This is a genomic window from Selenomonas sp. FC4001, from assembly GCF_000701565.1.
GTDB lineage: Bacteria > Bacillota > Negativicutes > Selenomonadales > Selenomonadaceae > Selenomonas_A > Selenomonas_A ruminantium_B.
Window position 1 is genome coordinate 14,042 of sequence record NZ_JNJF01000009.1, and the last position, 17,386, is coordinate 31,427.

Below are 17,386 nucleotides of genomic sequence, written 5' to 3' on the forward strand. Positions count from 1 at the left end.
GTCGAAGGCGAAATGTCGAATAGGTGGGGAAGGTCGAATCCAGCGAAAAAATTACAAAGGAGGGGCGGCCGTGGTTTTTTCATCGAATATCTTTTTGTTTATGTTTCTGCCGCTGATACTCCTGCTCTATTATAATCCTCTTTGGCGGAGCAGGAGGTTTCGTAATATCTTATTGCTGCTGGCAAGCCTCGTGTTCTATGCCTGGGGCAAGCCGTTCTTTGTCTGGCTGATGGTGGTGTCCATCGTCGTTGGCTGGCAGGTGGGGCTAAGGATGAACGGGGCCAAATCGCCGGGGGCGCGCAAGCGCTGGCTTATCTTGGGCGCGGCCTTTCACTTGGGCATGTTGTTTGTCTTTAAGTACCTGACCTTTGCGGCAGCGCAGCTGGGGCTTTTATTGCAGATGGATTTTTCTGCCATTCAGCTGGCATTGCCCATCGGGATTTCCTTCTTTACGTTCCAGCTCCTGTCTTATCTGTTTGATATCTATTATGGCAAGGCGCAGGCACAGGCAAATGTTTTGCATGTAGGCCTCTATATTGCGTTGTTCCCGCAGCTCATTGCGGGGCCGATTGTGCGCTATGCCGATATTGAGCGGGAAATCCTTCAGCGGCAGGAAACGCGTCAGGATTTCACGAACGGCATGATACGTTTTATCTATGGTCTTGCCAAGAAAGTACTGCTGGCCAATTATTTTGCCGTCATTGCCCTGGACGCAAGATTTATGTCTGCGCAGGAGCCGCTTTCTGTGGCGGCAGCCTGGCTGGGGGCTATTGCTTATACCTTTCAGATTTATTTTGACTTTTCGGGTTACTCGGATATGGCCATTGGCCTGGGGCAGATGTTTGGCTTCCACTTCCGGGAGAATTTCAACTACCCGTATATTTCCCGCAGCGTGACGGAATTCTGGCGCCGCTGGCATATTTCTCTGTCCTCCTGGTTCCGGGATTATGTCTATATTCCACTGGGGGGGAGCCGCTGCAGCCGGAGCCGCCTGGCGCTGAATCTCTTTATCGTCTGGTCCTTGACCGGCTTTTGGCATGGCGCGAATTGGACGTTCTTGCTTTGGGGCTTGATTTATTTTTGCCTGCTGATTCTGGAGAAGTTCACCGGCTTTGCTGATCGCCTGGGCGTTTTCGGCCATATCTATACCTTGCTGGCGGTCATTATGGCCTGGGTGGTATTTCAATTCTCTGATTTAACGCAGAGTCTTGCCTATATGGGCATGATGTGGGGGCTGGCCGGAAATCCTCTTTATGATGAGCTGGCGGGGCATTTTCTCTTTGACGGCGGGATAGTCTGGCTGCTGGGGCTTATCTTTTCGCTCCCCATCTATCCTTGGGTGGCAAAACGTTGGGCGCTTTGGCAGCCTGTGGTTGAGCCTTGTCTGGCGGCGGTGCTGTTTCTGCTTTCCATTATCGCTACCGTAGCCGGAAATTACAATCCGTTTATCTATTTTAACTTTTGAGGTGCAGCTATGAGCATGCGTGACTATATGATGCGTTTTTGCGCAGGCATTTTGGTGGTTGCTTTAGTGATGATATTCCTGCGCTGGGTTACCGTGGTGGTGCTGATAGAAGGCTGCAAGTGGGATAACGCGCTGACACAGCTGGTCCTTTGGGATAATTGGCGTCTGCCGGAACGCATCCATCCAAGGGAAAAGGATATTGACTGGGCTGGTCTTTATCCCTTTTTAGAGCCGGAACCGGAGCGAAATCTGCTGGCGGAAATGCGCTATCGGGAAAATAAATTGCGGGAGAAGCAGGCAAGGTTTGCCGATTGGAGCGAAACGTATTTTCCCGGCTATACGGGCATTGTCGAAACGGGCAGGTGCTATGACCAGCTCATTGGCTGGGACATTCGGCCCATAACGACCGGCAGCGTACAGGTGCTCCCTGATGGCTGGCTGTTTTTCCCTACGCTTCCCTTTGACATTCAGGAATACATTGAGGAAACAGCAGGTTTGGCGGATTTTTGTCATACGCAGGGGGCAAAGTTCCTGTTCGTGCCCAATCCGCCGGCCTTGGATGAAAAGAGCGATGGTAAATTCATCGGGCGGGTGGATTTTAGCCTGCAGAAAAAAGATGCGATGCTGCAGGGCTTGCAGAACCGTGGCATAGACACCCTTGACCTTTATCCGCGCATGCGGGCGGCTTTTTCGGATAGGCCTTATCATCAGCTGTTCTTCCGCACGGACCATCATTGGCTGCCGACCACAGGCTTGTGGGCTGCGGGGCAGATTGCGGGCTGGTTAAAAGAGGCAGCGGGTGTACCCTTGCGGGAGGAACTTTTGCAGCCGGAAAACTACCGACAGGAGCAGTTCGCGGCCTATTTCTTGGGCAGTCAGGGCAAGCGGCGGACCCGCGTCTTGGCAGAGCCTGATGATTTTATGCTTCTTTATCCTCAATTTCCCACGAACCTGCATTATGAAATTCCGGGGCTGGGCATCGACACCTATGGCGATTTTTCCGTCACCTATGACAGGCATGAGGTGGAACGGAAGGATTTTTACGGCTCCAATCCCTATGCGGCCTATAATTTTGCCGACTGTTCCCTGATTCATATCGAGAACTTTGCCCAAGATGCTGCGGATGTGAAAATCCTCGTGGTGAAGGATTCCTTTGCCAACAGTGTAGCGCCGTTTCTGGCGCTCTGCGTGAAACAGATGGATATTCTTGACCCGCGCTGGTTCAAGGGCAGTATCCGCAGTTATATAAAGAAAAACCAGCCCGATATCGTGCTGGTTATCCACACGATGGAGCTGGATTATCCGTTGGAGCGTGATTCGCATCAGGATGACTATGATTTCCGCTGACATGCTTTTGTGTTTAGTTCTGCTGACGCTGCGCGCCCGGGCCGTCGCTGGCGATAGCGACCTTGCTTTCGGCGAAGGTGCGCATATAGTTGAGCATGTAGAGGGCGGCTTCGGCAATATCCATGCCGAGTCCCGCAATCAGACCGCCGGGCAGCGTGCAATTTGCCTTTACGAGCAGGGGCTGTACATGGAGGATATAGGGGCGCACTGCAGGACAGAGCAACTCTGTATAGCGGGCGATGATTTCGCTGGCTTCGTCATCTAAGATGATAAAGGCGCTGTTATGGGCAGCGGCGATGATGGCGCCAATCATGGCCCCGATAAAGGGTTGCACGGCTTCCGGGGCATGGGCCAGGAATTCATCGGCAGGATATTTCAAACTGCCGTCGGCGTTTAAGAGTTCCTGCCGCAGAAGTTCTGCCGTCGTGCCGAAGGGGGCATGCTCGTCCATTTCGGTCATGGAGAGGCCTAAAAGCGGATAGGACAGGGATAAAAACTCGCCCTGCTCCCGGCCAAAGTCAAAGGCGGCCGTTAGCGGCAGCCCCTCGCGTACATGGGCGATGGTGACGTCGGCCTTGGCACTTTGGGAACTGGCGGCGGTAAGCTGCATTTGCAGAGGATTGCTCACCTTGCTGGTGAAGCAGAGCAGAGCCCGGTCCAAATCGCAGTGGGGCAGTTCATCGCCCATGATGCCCGCGATTTCCGTGGCAATCTGCTCCAATGCGCCGAGGCTTTCCAAGGGTTTGACCAGATTATCCAGGCGCTCCTTGCAGGCTTCCATCGCCTGTGTATCCAAATCCTGCATGGTTGAGAGGTAGAAATCAAAGGTCTTGTTGGTGACTTTGGGGGCAAGATTGGGCATATAGGCCTGCTGGAAAGGCGTTTCCACCGGGTCATGGGGCAGGTGGCTCACCACATCCCAAAGGTTTAGCATGGTTTCAAGCTCGCGGGCGAGAATGGAACTGCCACAGGCTTCGCCGAGACGCAGGTCAAGGTGCAGCAGCGGCGTAAGACCGAGTTTTTCAAGGGCAAAGCCCTGCGCAGGTTCGCCCCCGCGATGTGAGGGCAGGAAGTAATCGACACAGTCCGGTGCAAGGTTCTGTGCAATCAGGGCGGCGGCGGCACAGTTGGAGCCGTCCAGGATTACCGCTTTATGGTGTGCGGCAAAGCCCAGCATGAGCCCCGCAATGGCGCCGAATTCAAAGCCGCCGACTTTAGCCAGTACATCAATAGCATCCGTGTTATCCGGCTGATTGAGGTTTAATGCTTTTTCGACAATGGTAGTCTTTTTTACCAGTCGTTCATCGGATATATTCGTGCCGCGTCCAGTGACTTCCGCGGCTGTTTTGTTGCAGATGGCAGCGCAAATGGCGGCGCTGACGGTGGTGTTGGCAATGCCCATTTCGCCGGGCAGCAGGCAGTCAAAACCTTCGCCAATGAGTTTTTCGGCCAGTTCAATGCCCTTTTCAAGGGCGGCGATGGCCTGTTCTCTGCTCATGGCCGGGCCTTGGGCGATATTATCTGTGCCGTTGCCAATCCGGCAGTCCAATAGCCCCGGAATATCGATGTTATCTGCCTTGATGCCGAAGTCGGCGATAAAGATTTCGCTGTCCGCAAAGCCGGAGAAGGCATTGGCGGCAGCACCCTGGCCAATCAGGTAGCTCTTGGTCATCTGCAGGGTGGTTTCCTCCGGATAGGCGCTGACGGCTTCGGCGGCAACCCCGTGGCTGGCACAGCAGATGACCGTGCATTTATCGGGAGCGGCAGGATGAATTTCCCCGGTTATGGATAGATATTTGAGCAGCAGGTCTTTGAGCAGTCCCAGAGAATCTTCGTCGCCTTCCATAACCTTGGTCAGCTGGGCAGCTGCCTGCTGGGCTAATTCGTGATTGGCCGGCTCTATGGCGGTAAGTGTTCTATTTAATAAACTCATCCGATGTTCTCCTTCGGTACTTGTTTCAGGGACAGGCCGATACGGTTGCGGCTCTCGTCAACACTGATGACCATGACTTTGATGATATCTCCGACGGCCAGTACGTCGAGCGGATGCTTGATGCGTTTTTGGCTCATTTCGGAAATATGGATAAGGCCGGCAGTTTTGAGGCCGATATCGACAAAGGCACCAAAGTCGGTGATATTGCGCACTGTACCCCGCATAATGCTGCCTTCCTTGATGTCGGAAAGCTTCACCACGGCCTGACGGGTAAGTGGTGCCGGCAGGTCCTCGCGCGGGTCGCGGCCCGGTTTTACGAGGGCATCGAGAATATCCTTGACCGTAAGTTCGCCGGCGTCCAATTCCTTGGCTAACTTAGCGCAGTCGGCAAGTTTGGCCTTGGCCGCCAGCATGGCGAGCGCATCTTTATCGTTGAGGTCGTTTAAGCTAAAGCCCAGACGTGCCAACAGTTTTTCTGCCAAATCGTAGGATTCGGGATGGACAGGGGTGTTGTCCAAGGGCGATTTGCCCCCGGCAATACGCAGGAAACCGGCACACTGGGTAAAGGCGGCCGGGCCCAGACGGGGCACTTTCAGCAGCTGTTTGCGACTCGTGAAGATGCCGTTTTCATTGCGGTAAGCCACGATATTTTTGGCAATGGTGGCGTTGATGCCCGCGATATGCTTGAGGAGTGCGCCGCTGGCCGTGTTGAGGTCAACGCCTACATGGTTGACTGTGCTTTCGATGGTGGCATCGAGGGTCGCGCCCAGTTCCTTTTGGTTGACGTCATGCTGGTACTGCCCTACGCCGATGGCTTTGGGGTCGATTTTGACCAATTCCGCCAGCGGGTCCTGAATGCGGCGGGCAATGGATACTGCGCCACGGATGGTGACATCGTATTCGGGCAGTTCTTCCTTGGCCAGCGCCGAAGCGGAATAGACGGAGGCCCCTGCTTCGTTGGTAATCAGGTAGTGTACATCCGTCAAGTGATTGTCGGCAATCAGCTGGGCCGTGAACTGTTCCGTTTCGTAGGACGCCGTACCGTTGCCGATGGAAATCAGCGTGATATGATGTTTTTTTATGAGGCCCAGTACCGTTTTGGCAGCGGCGGCTTTCGCTCCGTCGCTCTGCGTTACCTGAATTACGCCGTGGTCGACCACATGGCCGGTGGCATCGACAACCGCCATCTTGCAGCCCGTGCGATAGCCGGGGTCAAGACCCAGTACAGTATGACCGGCAAGGGGCGCCTGCAGGAGCAACTGTTTTAAGTTTACGCCAAAAATCTTGATGGCCTGTGCTTCGGCATCTTCGGTGAGCTGGCTGCGGACTTCGCGTTCCAGCGCCGGGAACAGCAGACGTTTCCAGCCGTCCTCGATAACGGCTTTCAAGGTTTCATCCCACTTTGAGGGCGCCTTACTGATACGGCGGAAAATGCGGCTTTGACAGTCCTCGGCGTCAATCGTGACATGGACTTTGAGACACCCCTTGGCTTCGCCGCGGTTGATGGCGAGAATGCGGTGAGAAGGCAAAGTATGAATAAGCTCGCTGTAATCCTTGTACATGGCAAAGGTGTCGGCTTCTTCAGCATCCTCTAAGAGTTCCGTTTCGATATGGCCGTTGTTCCAAAGGCGGGTACGCATATTGGCACGCAGTTTGGCATCTTCCATAATGGTTTCAGCGGCAATATCCATAGCGCCCTGCAGGGCATCTTCGGCAGTGGCGACTTCTTTCTCCTCGTCGATGTAGTTAACGGCTTCTTCCAAAGGCGTGCCCTTGATTTTGGCCTGTTCCAACATCAATTTGCCCAAGGGTTCCAAACCCCGCTCACGGGCAATCTGGGCGCGGGTGCGTTTTTTCTGCTTGTAGGGCAGATAGAGGTCCTCGAGTTCCTGTAATTTTTGCGCCTTTTCGATGGCGGCTTTGAGTTCGTCGGTCAGCTTGCCCTGCTCCTCGATTTTGGCGAGGATTTCTTCCTGCCGTTTGACGAGGTTGCGCAGATAGGCCAGACGTTCTTCTAATGTGCGCAGCTGTTCATCTTCCAAGGCGCCAGTAGCCTCTTTGCGGTAGCGGGCAATAAACGGCACAGTATTGCCGCCGTCTAACAGCTCGATGGCGGCAGAGGTCTGCTTTGGGGTCACGCCAAGTTCCTTGGCGATAAGTACGGGAATATCATTTATTTGCATGGTGGGCACCAACTTTCTTTTTATTGAAACTTATCTTATCATTATAACGCCATTAGCGGCACTTTGCATTCTTGTATAGCGGATTATTTTAAATGAATATAGCAGGTTGAACGCCCACTTCCTTCACGTTTTAGATAGCCTGTAGCCACTAACTTCCGTAAAGCTCCTTCTATGGAACTTACGCTAAGCGATGGGCAGAGTTCGCGGATATCCTGTTTGGAAAAACGCCCCAGTTTTTGCAGGGAAGCCTTACGAACCATTTCCAGCGCAGATGTTTTCATTTCCACAATGGAGAATCGGTCTTCAAAATCCCGATAGGCGGCAATAATCGTGCTTAGAATGTATTTAATGAAGGGGACAACATCCTCGTTGCCTTCATGCCAGCCGTGTTGGGACTGTCTGAGTGCATCATAATAAGCATCCTTGTGGTTGGCTATTTTTGCTTCCAAGGATATGTACTTCCCCACATAGAAGCCACAGCGATAGAGCAGGAGCGTAGTTAAGAGTCTGCTCATGCGTCCGTTTCCATCATTAAATGGATGTATACAGAGAAAGTCGTGAATGAAAATGGGGATAGCAAGCAGTGGCTCTGCTTCGGCATTGCCAATTACATAATTGTACTCGGCACAGATTTTATCGAGCGCTTCTGGTGTTTCGAAGGGGGCAAGCGGCGTGAACAGAATTTCTGTATGTCCGTCAGGGTAAGTGGCACTGATGTAGTTTTGCACATTCTTCGTGCGCCCGCCCATAGGATTATTCATATGACTGTACAGATTTCTATGGAGTTGCAGGATAAAATTCTGTGTGATGGGAATGGCATCGAAATTTTCGTGAATGATATTCAGCACATCGCGATAACCAGCAATTTCCTGCTCGTCCCGGTTTTTGGGCGTGGTCTTTTCTTCGACCAACTGTCGGATGCGTGTACTGGTGGTTACAATTCCTTCAATAGCATTGGATGCCTCTGTACTTTGAATCTTGGCGATTTCTACCAGTTTGGCCAGTTCTGCAGGTCGTTGTTTCAAGTAAAGTTCCTGTTTGCCCGCTGCTTTATATATTGCGGCAATGTAGCCGAGTATTTCGGAATCCCAGGTCATGTCCTTGATTTTTGCATAATTAAAAGAACGCATTCCCTTAACACCTCCTTCTTTCCCTTATATTATAGTGATATTTAAGGGAAAGGTAAAGGATAAAGGGGAAGAACAACGGCGTTTCATTGACAGGATTTTGCAGGCTTCGCTATAATTAAAGCAAAGTAATTTTTAGGCAATCGATAAGGCGAGGAGGTGGAAAAGATATCATGAAGCTAGTGGTAGGAATAACCGGAGCCAGCGGCAGTATTTATGCTTTGCGCTTGATTGAGGTTTTGCGGCAGGCTGGTCATGAGGTGCATGCTGTTGTGACCGACAGCGGCTGGCAGGTTCTGGATTATGAGTGCGGTGTATCACGTGAGGCTTTGGCCAAGCGGGTGGCGGTGCTTTACGATAATGATAACGTGGGGGCGGCGATTGCCAGTGGCTCTTTCCGGGCTGATGCCATGGTGGTTTTGCCCTGCTCCATGAAGACGGCGGCCAGCATTGCCCATAGTATGTCGGACAACCTTTTGACGCGGGCGGCAGATGTGATGCTCAAGGAAGGGCGTAAGCTGATATTAGTGCCCCGGGAAACTCCTATGCATGCTATTCATCTGGAAAATCTGCTGAAACTGGCTCAGCTGGGTGTGCGGATTATGCCGGCGGCACCGGGCTTCTATCATCGGCCCAAAACCATTGAGGATTTGGTGGATATGCTGGTGGGGAAAATCTGTGACCAGCTGGGGCTTGATACGGATTTGTTTGCAAGATGGGAAGGATAAGATGGCAGCTAAAAAAGTATATGCAGTAAGAAATGGCCGTAAGACGGGGATTTTTACCACATGGGCAGAATGCAAGGCACAGGTGGATGGATTCCCAGGAGCGCGGTATAAGGGCTTTACGGACCCCAACGAGGCGACGGCCTGGTTAAATCTTGACTATGTGCCGCCTTATGGAGGCGCACCAAAAGCAGCTGCCAGCCAGCCTGTGGCAGAGGCTAAAGCGGATTTTGATGATGCGGCGGATTATATCATCTACACGGATGGTTCCTGCCTGCGCAACCCCGATGGCCCCGGCGGCTGGGCGGCGGTGATTGCTGACCAGGTGGAGGGAAAACTTACGGAACTGCACGGTGGTGAGGCTTCTACCACCAACAATCGCATGGAACTTACGGCGGCCTTGCAGGCATTGTCCTTTGCCCGTCAAGGTGCAGTTATTGACCTCTACACCGACAGCCAGTATCTTAAGAATGCCTTTACGAAAAACTGGCTGGTCAGCTGGAAACGGAAAGGCTGGGTCACGGCGGCAGGGACTCCCGTGAAGAATCAGGACTTATGGCAACAGCTGGATGCAGCCTTTGCGGCCCATAAGGTGCGGTTCCATTGGGTAAAAGGCCATGTGGGGGTGGCACAGAATGAGCGCTGTGATGAATTGGCTAAGGCGGAAGCAATGAAGTTTCAATAAAAGCATCTTAAATTGCAGTTTGTTGGGGCATTCGTGGTAAAGGTATCTTGTTCATACGTAGTTTGGGGCCAGACGGGGGAGTAATTTTTCTGTTTTCCGCTAAACGACCCCCTCGGAAAAAATAGCTGTCCATTTACTCGCGCCGGGCAGGCCAACGGCGCTGCTTTCAGCGTATTTGCTTAGCTGCTTCCTGCTGGGGCCGGCCTTCACTGCGTTCAGGCAGTCGCTCCCGACAGAAAAATCACTCCCCGCCCGCCCCCACTGAGTTGTAACAAAAAAAATAAAGCTCGTAATAACCTCGATAAACTGCAATTTACTGAGAAAAAACTCCGCAGCCGTAAAATAAACGGCCACGGAGTTTTTCCTTTATAAATATCTGTACCAAGCTTTTTATGCAGAAATAACCGGTTCGTGTTCTTTTTCTTTCGTAGCAGTGGGCTCCCGGAATCTGTCTACGATGGTGGCGCAGGCAGCGTCGCCGGTGATGTTGACGGCGGTACGCAGCATGTCAAAGATTCTGTCCACGCCAAAGAGGATAGGAAGGGCGTCGATGGGGATGCCGGCGGAAACCAGTACGGCCACTACCAGCAGCGTGGGACCGGGGACACCGGCTTGGCCTACCGCACCCAGGGTGCTGGTGATGATGATGGCAATGTACTGGGACAAGGAGAGTTCCATACCGTACATCTGCGCGATAAAGGTGGCCGCCATAGCGTAATAAGCGGCATTGCCGTTCATATTGATGGTGGCACCCAAAGGCAGGGCAAAGGACGTGGTTTCTTTGGATACGCCCAGCTCGGTGGTAGCAGTGTTCATATTCAGCGGCAGCGTGGCAATAGAAGAAGCGGTGGAGAAAGCGAAAATCTGTACCTTCCACATGCTCTTGAAGAACTGTTTATAAGTAGTGCAGCGGGAGAACATGGCTACGGAGCCGCCAAGCATGCCGTAGGTGACGATAGCCAGCACGACGACATAGAGGAGAATCAGATAGAGAATCTTGGTGAGCACTGCGTAGCCAAAAGTTCCGGTAGCATCGGCCATCAGACAGAAGACGCCGATGGGGGCAACATACATAATGCCCGTCATGACCTTGATGAATAATTCCGTCAGGTAATTAAAGAAGTTCAGGACATAATTGCGTTTGGACTCCTCCATATAGGTAGCGGCAAAACCCATGAACAGGGCAAAGACGATAATCTGCAAAATGTTGCCGTCTACCAGAGCCTGGAACGGATTGGTGGGCACAAAGCCCGTCACCGTCTCCCAAAAGCCGGGGATATGGGTGCTTTCCTCCATGTGGTCCACATGAATGGCCGCCTCCGAAAGAGTCGTCATTTCAATGCCCCGGCCCGGCTGGAAGATTTCGCTGGCGGCAAGGCCGAGCGCTACCGCTACAGCCGTAGTAATTCCATAGTAAGCAAAGGTCAGGATACCGATTTTCCCGGCGCTGCTGGATTTTCCCAATGAGGCGGCACCGCCAATCAAGGAGAAGAGTACCAAGGGTACGACGACCATCTTAATCAGCTGCATGAAGAGATTGCCCATGGGCGCCAGCATCTGTGCATCTTTCCCCAGAAGCAGGCCGGTGATGGCACCCAGGATGGTAGCCCCGATAATCCAAATCCCTAGTTTGTCGAGGCTGCTGTGTTTCTTTTCTGACATAAAGAACCCTCCCAAAATTTTCTGCAATCGCCCTTACATAGAAAGCCGCATGCTAATATCCCTGACGGATATGACATGCGGCTTCGTTGCGCGATTTATGATGTTTACATTGTAACACTTTTATGTGGACATGTCTACTACTGGTGGAGAAAAAATGTCAGAGACTGCCGCCTAAATTTGTCAGGGAGTCAATGATTACTTTGCATTCGGGGCGTACATGCTGCAGCACAAAGCGCATTTTGTCCTCGGGGATGGCAACGCAGCCACCCGTGTAGGGCTTGTTAGAGCCTAAGCAATGCAGGAAGATGGCAGAGCCTTTGCCCGGCGTGCCGGCTTCATTGTAGCCAATATTCAGGCAGTAGATGTAATGGGGATTGTAGTCCACGAGATGTTCGCTGCCGTCTTTATCCAGACCGGGCAGCTGGCGGATATCTACCATTTCGTTGTACTTCATGCCGGGACGGGCATCTCCGGACCAGTAGAAATTTTCATCCACCTGCTTGTAGGGCATGATGGAACCAGGATTCGGCGCAATGCCGAAGGCAGCGGTGAAACGGAAGGTGCCTACTGGTGTCTTGTTGTCGCCTTCTTTTTCCTTGCCTAAACCATTCTTGCCAATAAAGCCCGGCGTGGTCATAATCTGCTGCCACTTTCCGTTGGCATCTTTTTCATGCAGGGACACCCAGGCGGTGGTGCCACTGACTGCGCCTACTACAAACATTTGCTTAGCCGTTTTGGCTGCGGGCAGATTCGTTACCCAGGCAGGCGAAGCCTTCGTGGCCAGATTGGATTCCGGCAGACGCTGCACAGGAAATTCAAAGTAGGTATCGGGATAGGGCTCATCCTTCAGGGTGAAGTGCCACCATTCTTCTTCCAGCGGCTTAAAACCGTGGCGCAGCATGGCCTCCCGCAGAATCATGCGGTTTTTTATCTGCTTTTCCGTGAGCTTGCCACGGTAATCGGGATGGGACAGCAGGCCGAAGTAGTCGAAGGTGCCGCCCATGTCTAACTCTTTGCCTGTTGACATGTCAAAAAGAGTCAAATCCACCGTGCTGCCCCGGCTGTGGCCGGATTTGGCAGCGATATAACCTTCAGCAAAGAGTCGGTTTTTCTCCACTTCTGGGTAGAAGTAATCTTTCATGCGCTTGTCATTCAGGTCTTCTGCCCATTTGACGAAATTGGTGACTGCCCGTTGGGGGCGGTAGGCATCATAGATTTTCAGCCGGTAGCCCTGCGCTTTCACATCGTCGGACACAGCCTTCAGTGCTTGGGCTGCTTCCTTCGTCATCAGAGCGATAGGCTCATTGTAGCCGTCAATGCGGTCACCAACGAAATTGTAGGTGGAATAGTAGCGGATTTCCTGAATGATATCCGGCACTACATCCGAGAGCACCACAAAGCCGGAAGAATCGTGGGGATTGACCTTGCTCTGAGGGGCTGCCGAAACCGTGGGCAGGCTGCCAAATAGCAAGCTGAATATCAGCAGGGGCAGCATTAATCCCCTAAAAAAACTACCTTTTCCAAAAAACATAAAAAAACCTCCTTATTTTCATGCGGGTTTAAGGCTTAGCAAAAAACCACCTTATTTTATTTCGGCATATTGAGCAGTACTCCTGCTTTTTTGCATAAATCGGATGTGAATATAACCTGCAGTGCTCGTTGGGACTTCCCACTCTTGAAATTTCGACAAAAAAATAGTACACTTATATTTACTAATTGCCTTTTGCCTGTTACAATCAAAGGGTGGTTAAGATATGAGTGAAGGGAGGCACGCTGGATGCGATTTTTGGAGGTCTTGGGCGCTTGGGTTATTGCGCGATTGGCCGATTTTGGCACCATCGTGCTTCTTTATCGTGATACCATGTTGGAGCTCTTTACCCGGCCGCGCATCCGTCATATTTTGGCGCAGATGTCGCATTTGGGGGTGGACTCCCTGCTGATTGTGAGCCTGACTCTGCTCTTTACCGGAGCGGTGTTTGCCTTGCAGACGGCAGATATATTGATTCGTTTTGGAGCCCAGAGCACCGTTGGCGGAATTATTTCCATTGCCATTGGCCGCGAACTGGGGCCGGTGCTGGTGGGGGTGGTCTGCGCCGGGCGGGTGGGAGCTGCCATTACGGCAGAGATTTCCACTATGAAGGTCACGGAGCAGATAGATGCCTTGCGGGTTATGGCGGTTAATCCCGTCAATTACCTGATTGTGCCCCGCATGCTGGCCTGTATGATGGTCGTGCCGCTTTTAACCGTTTTTGGCGATGTTATCGGCGTGCTCGGTGGTTATCTGGTGGCGGTGTATTATTCCGGCATCAGTTCCTTTAGCTATATCAATTCCATTCACACCTTTGCCGTAGTATTTGACCTGACTGGCGGTATGATAAAAGCCATTTTTTTTGGCAATGTCATTGCGGTGCTGGGTTGTTACTACGGCCTGCATTGTCCGGCCGGTGCTGAAGGCGTGGGTAAAGCCACCACTCGTACCGTGGTGACTTCAATTATCGTGATTTTTATCTTAAATGCCGCGCTGACTTTTGTTCTATACTAAGGACGGCAGGAGGATAATATGATTCGACTGGCGAATGTAAACAAGGTCTATGATGGCAAATATGCCTTGCGGGACATCAATCTCACCATCAAAAAAGGAGAGACTCTGGCGGTAATCGGTGGTTCCGGCTCCGGCAAGAGTACGCTTTTACAGTTGTTGGTGGGGCTTATTCGTCCTGACAGTGGGGAAATCTATATTGGCGGGCAGGAAATCACCCATCTTTCGGAGAAAGAAATGGATAAGGTGCGCTTAAACATGGGCATGGTGTTTCAGTATTCTGCGCTTTTTGACTCCATGACCGTAGGGGAAAACGTAGCTTTTGGCCTGCGGGAGCACCGGAAACTGCCGGAAGCAAAAATCCAGCGTATCATCAAGGAAAAACTGGATTTAGTAGGATTGCATGGGGTGGAGAAAAAACTTCCTAGTGAACTTTCCGGCGGTATGAAAAAGAGGGTGGGACTTGCCCGGGCCATTGCCTTTGAGCCGGATATCATCTTTTACGATGAGCCGAGTTCCGGCCTGGACCCCATTACCACAGCCAAAATCGATGAATTAATCGTAGATATGCAGAAAAAACTCGGGGTTACCTCCGTGGTGGTCACGCATGATATGGCCAGTGCCTGCCGGATTGCTGACAGGATTGCCATGGTTTACGAAGGTGACTTAATTGCCGTGGATACGGTGGACCGGTTTCAACAGATAGAGGATGAACGGGTGCAGGCCTTTTTCAAAATCCTGCACACAGAGAAAACGGAAAGGGATGAATAGCGGGCATGAGCGTAGAAGCAAAGGTGGGAGCTTTTACCCTGGCAGGACTGGCACTTTTGGCCGCGGTCATTATCATGCTGAGCGGTTTTCAGCTCGGCGGGAACAAGGGCTATACTCTCTATGCCGGTTTTAAGCAGGTAGTGGGGGTGGAACCCCAATCCCTGGTGAGATTGTCCGGGGTACCTGTGGGACATGTAACCTCCATAGAGAACGATGGCCGCGGTGTTACTGTGGGCATGAAGATAAATGACGGCGTACAGATACCCAAAGGTTCCAAGGTGGGAATTGGAGCCAGTGGTGTCATGGGGGATAAATTCATCAACATCACCCCTGGAGACAGCGAAGATGGTTATCTGGATGAAGGGGATTTTCTGCTGGGAAGCGAAGAAGAAGGCATGGACGAGATGTTTCGGAACATCAACAAAGTGGTGATACAGGCCCAGGACCTTCTGACCAGCATGAATAATATTGTGGGCAATGAAGCCTTCCAGACCTCCATTGTGCAGATGGTGGTGAACCTGCGGGATACCACTGCGCATATCAACGGCATGCTGGGGGCTATGGAAAGCATGGTCAAAACCAATCAGGGGAATGTCAATCAGACTCTGACCAATATTAATCTCACGACCGCCAGCCTGAACCGTACGATGCATTCCGTGGAAGCCATAATGGCCAATCTGGCCACGGTGGGGGCGGACCCGCAGACGGCGGAAAACCTGCGCATAACCTTGGATAATATCACGCAGACCAGTGAAAAAATCCGGATAATCTCGGAAGGCATTGCCAAGGTAGCCGGGGATGAGAAGACGGTGGAAGATGTAAAGGCCACCATCCACAATGCCCGGGAACTGACGGAGAAAGCCAAGAAGGTTAAGAAACAGCTGGACTCCATCGAGACGCATGCGGAAGTGACAACCCTGTACAGTGGTCAAAAACGTGACTGGGATACCAGTATGGGATTTAACATCGGCATGGAACAGGGGCCTTTCCTCAACATGGGGGTCGAAGATATCGGAGAAACCAATCGGATTAACTTCCAGTTGGGCAAACGGCAGGGCAATCTTGCGGGCCGGGTCGGTGCCATTCGCGGTGCCGCCGGTGTGGGGGTAGATGCCTATGCAGGCAAGAACTTCAAGTTCTCAGCAGATGCTTATGATTTTAATGACCTGTCTGTGCGTTTAGGTGCGCAGGTCAGGGTTATGGATAATACCTGGCTCATGGGCCAGTGGCAGAATGTCAATAAACATGACAAGCGGGCGGCCTATGTGGGCCTCAAGCAGTACTTCTAAGGAGGAGTTGTAATGAATAAAAAGCGTTTTTATAAAAGATTGACGGTCATGATTTTGGGGGGCTTGCTGACGGTATCGGCTGGCTCTGTATCGGCCGCTAATACTGTACAGTTGAATCTTAATGATGCGGTGCAGATGGCGTTGGAGAACAACCGCAGTATAAAAACTGCATTGGCTAACGTGGATGTGGCCAAGTGGAATCTTTCCAAGTATCGCCGTCAGACCGGCGTGACGCTGTCGCTGTCTACGGGGGCAAATCGTGCAAATGATATGCTGGCTAAGGCTTCGCATGGCGGAGACAATTCCTATTTTACCAACAGTGCCTCTGCATCCATTCCCTTGTACAACTTCTCCTTGCGCAGCGGGATTGAATCCGCTGGATATGCTCTGAATGCTGCGGATGTTACACTGGAGAATACCAAGCAGTCCATTCGCTATCAGGCCACGGCTGATTATTACAATATCCTGAATTACAAGAACTTAATCAAGGTGCAGGAAGATGCAGTAAGGGCGTATCAGGAACATCTGGACAATGTAAATGCCCAGTATCGTGTAGGTACAGTGGCCAAGTCGGATGTGCTGTCTTCCCAGGTAAACCTGGCCAATGCGCAGCAGGCGCTGACCACGGCGCAGAATAATTATGATATTGCCATTGCTACTTTGAACAATGTCATTGGTCTGCCGACGGATACGGCGCTCGAAATTGATGAAGAACTGAAGCATCCGGCCTATAACCTCAATCTGAATGATTGCACGAATTATGCGTTGAACAACCGTGCGGACGGAGCTGCTGCTTATTATGCCGTGAAGCAGGCTGAGGCAGGCATCAATACGGCCAAAGCCGGCTGGTATCCGACTGTTACGGCTTCTGCCAACAAGGCCATTGAAGGTAAGAATGCCTTCCATGCTGACCATAGCAATACCTGGGTGTTTGGCGCTACTGCCACCTGGAATATCTTTGATAATGGCGTAACGACTGCCAATGTGAACAATGCCGAAGCATCCTTGGTAAAAGCGCAGGAAGCACTGAAAACGCAGGACGAAACCATCCAGCTCGATGTGCGCACGGCGCTGCTGAATCTGCAGGCTGCTGAAAAGAACATCAGCACCACGGAGACGGCTGTGACCCAGGCGGAAGAAGATTTAAAAATCGCGCATGTTCGTTATTCCGCCGGTGTGGGTACCAACCTTGATGTAATGGATGCTACGGAGAAAATGACCTTAGCGCGTACGAACTACAACACGGCGCTGTATAAATACAATGTATCCAAAGCTGCACTGGATAAAGCTATGGGTATTCCTGTGGATATTGATGTGGCAAAATACAAAGCATCGCAGATGGAAGGCAACCGCTTGAAGAAAGTCCGGGACGATGCCAAAGTGACGGCAAATCCTGTATTGGAGCTGACGCCGGAAGCCAAGAAGGCTTCCAAGGAAGAAACCAAGGCTATGCGTCAGGCTGAACGGGAAGTCCGCAACGCTGCTGATGCCAATAAGCAGGCAGCAGCGGAAAAGAAAACTGTCACGGAAAAAAAGACAGCTGTGGTCAGCGAACCGACTAAGAAAACGGAACAGCCTGCCAGTACGGCAGCAGTGGCCAGCGAAATGGCCAAATAACACTAAAGGACTGTAATCTAATGCCTATGATGGGCCTTTGGGG

General features: G+C 51.8%; 13 protein-coding genes. 8 read left to right on the forward strand and 5 right to left on the reverse strand.

What is annotated here, in order from left to right; translation table 11 throughout:
* The first annotated feature begins 70 nt into the window (after window positions 1–70).
* Both T320_RS03690 and T320_RS03695 read left to right on the forward strand, forming a co-directional pair.
* A complete protein-coding gene (locus T320_RS03690; RefSeq protein WP_037353127.1) occupies window positions 71–1,465 on the forward strand; it encodes an MBOAT family O-acyltransferase in 1,395 nt (464 codons plus the stop codon).
* 9 nt (window positions 1,466–1,474) lie between these two features.
* Complete coding sequence (locus T320_RS03695; RefSeq protein ID WP_037353130.1) at window positions 1,475–2,812, forward strand: DHHW family protein; 1,338 nt, start codon at window positions 1,475–1,477, stop codon at window positions 2,810–2,812.
* A 13-nt stretch (window positions 2,813–2,825) separates the two neighbouring features.
* Here the strand turns inward: T320_RS03695 and T320_RS03700 are convergent, their stop codons facing one another.
* From T320_RS03700 to T320_RS03710, 3 genes are all read right to left on the reverse strand, one after another.
* A complete protein-coding gene (locus T320_RS03700; protein WP_037353132.1) occupies window positions 2,826–4,745 on the reverse strand; it encodes a nicotinate-nucleotide--dimethylbenzimidazole phosphoribosyltransferase in 1,920 nt (639 codons plus the stop codon).
* Window positions 4,742–6,928, reverse strand: a complete 2,187-nt coding sequence (locus T320_RS03705; RefSeq protein WP_037353135.1) for a Tex family protein — start codon at window positions 6,926–6,928, stop codon at window positions 4,742–4,744. The genes T320_RS03700 and T320_RS03705 overlap by 4 nt, the downstream gene beginning before the upstream one ends.
* Before the next feature lie 83 nt (window positions 6,929–7,011).
* Complete coding sequence (locus T320_RS03710) at window positions 7,012–8,058, reverse strand: Fic family protein (protein ID WP_037353138.1); 1,047 nt, start codon at window positions 8,056–8,058, stop codon at window positions 7,012–7,014.
* Window positions 8,059–8,225: 167 nt separating this feature from the next.
* Here T320_RS03710 and T320_RS03715 point away from each other — a divergent pair, with 167 nt between their 5' ends.
* Both T320_RS03715 and rnhA read left to right on the forward strand, forming a co-directional pair.
* On the forward strand, window positions 8,226–8,783 hold the full coding sequence (locus T320_RS03715) for a UbiX family flavin prenyltransferase (protein WP_037353140.1): 558 nt from the start codon (window positions 8,226–8,228) through the stop codon (window positions 8,781–8,783).
* Window position 8,784: 1 nt separating this feature from the next.
* Window positions 8,785–9,465 (forward strand): ribonuclease HI, encoded by a 681-nt coding sequence (rnhA, locus tag T320_RS03720; RefSeq protein ID WP_037353142.1) that lies wholly within the window; start codon window positions 8,785–8,787, stop codon window positions 9,463–9,465.
* A 390-nt stretch (window positions 9,466–9,855) separates the two neighbouring features.
* Here the strand turns inward: rnhA and T320_RS03730 are convergent, their stop codons facing one another.
* Window positions 9,856–11,127, reverse strand: coding sequence for a dicarboxylate/amino acid:cation symporter (locus T320_RS03730; RefSeq protein WP_037353146.1), 1,272 nt, complete (start codon window positions 11,125–11,127; stop codon window positions 9,856–9,858).
* A gap of 157 nt (window positions 11,128–11,284) precedes the next feature.
* Complete coding sequence (locus T320_RS14925) at window positions 11,285–12,658, reverse strand: M15 family metallopeptidase (RefSeq protein ID WP_231465842.1); 1,374 nt, start codon at window positions 12,656–12,658, stop codon at window positions 11,285–11,287.
* A gap of 246 nt (window positions 12,659–12,904) precedes the next feature.
* On the opposite strand from T320_RS14925, the gene T320_RS03745 reads away from it, so the two are divergent.
* The 4 genes from T320_RS03745 to T320_RS03760 are packed head-to-tail and all read left to right on the forward strand — an operon-like array spanning window position 12,905 to window position 17,343.
* Window positions 12,905–13,669: an MlaE family ABC transporter permease gene (locus T320_RS03745; RefSeq protein WP_037353148.1), complete on the forward strand. Its 765-nt coding sequence runs from the start codon at window positions 12,905–12,907 to the stop codon at window positions 13,667–13,669.
* Between the two features lie 18 nt (window positions 13,670–13,687).
* Entirely contained in the window at window positions 13,688–14,437 is a 750-nt protein-coding gene (locus tag T320_RS03750) for an ABC transporter ATP-binding protein (RefSeq protein WP_037353151.1), read from the forward strand.
* 5 nt (window positions 14,438–14,442) lie between these two features.
* On the forward strand, window positions 14,443–15,726 hold the full coding sequence (locus tag T320_RS03755) for an MlaD family protein (RefSeq protein WP_026759500.1): 1,284 nt from the start codon (window positions 14,443–14,445) through the stop codon (window positions 15,724–15,726).
* A gap of 12 nt (window positions 15,727–15,738) precedes the next feature.
* On the forward strand, window positions 15,739–17,343 hold the full coding sequence (locus T320_RS03760; RefSeq protein ID WP_037353153.1) for a TolC family protein: 1,605 nt from the start codon (window positions 15,739–15,741) through the stop codon (window positions 17,341–17,343).
* Window positions 17,344–17,386 lie beyond the last annotated feature (43 nt).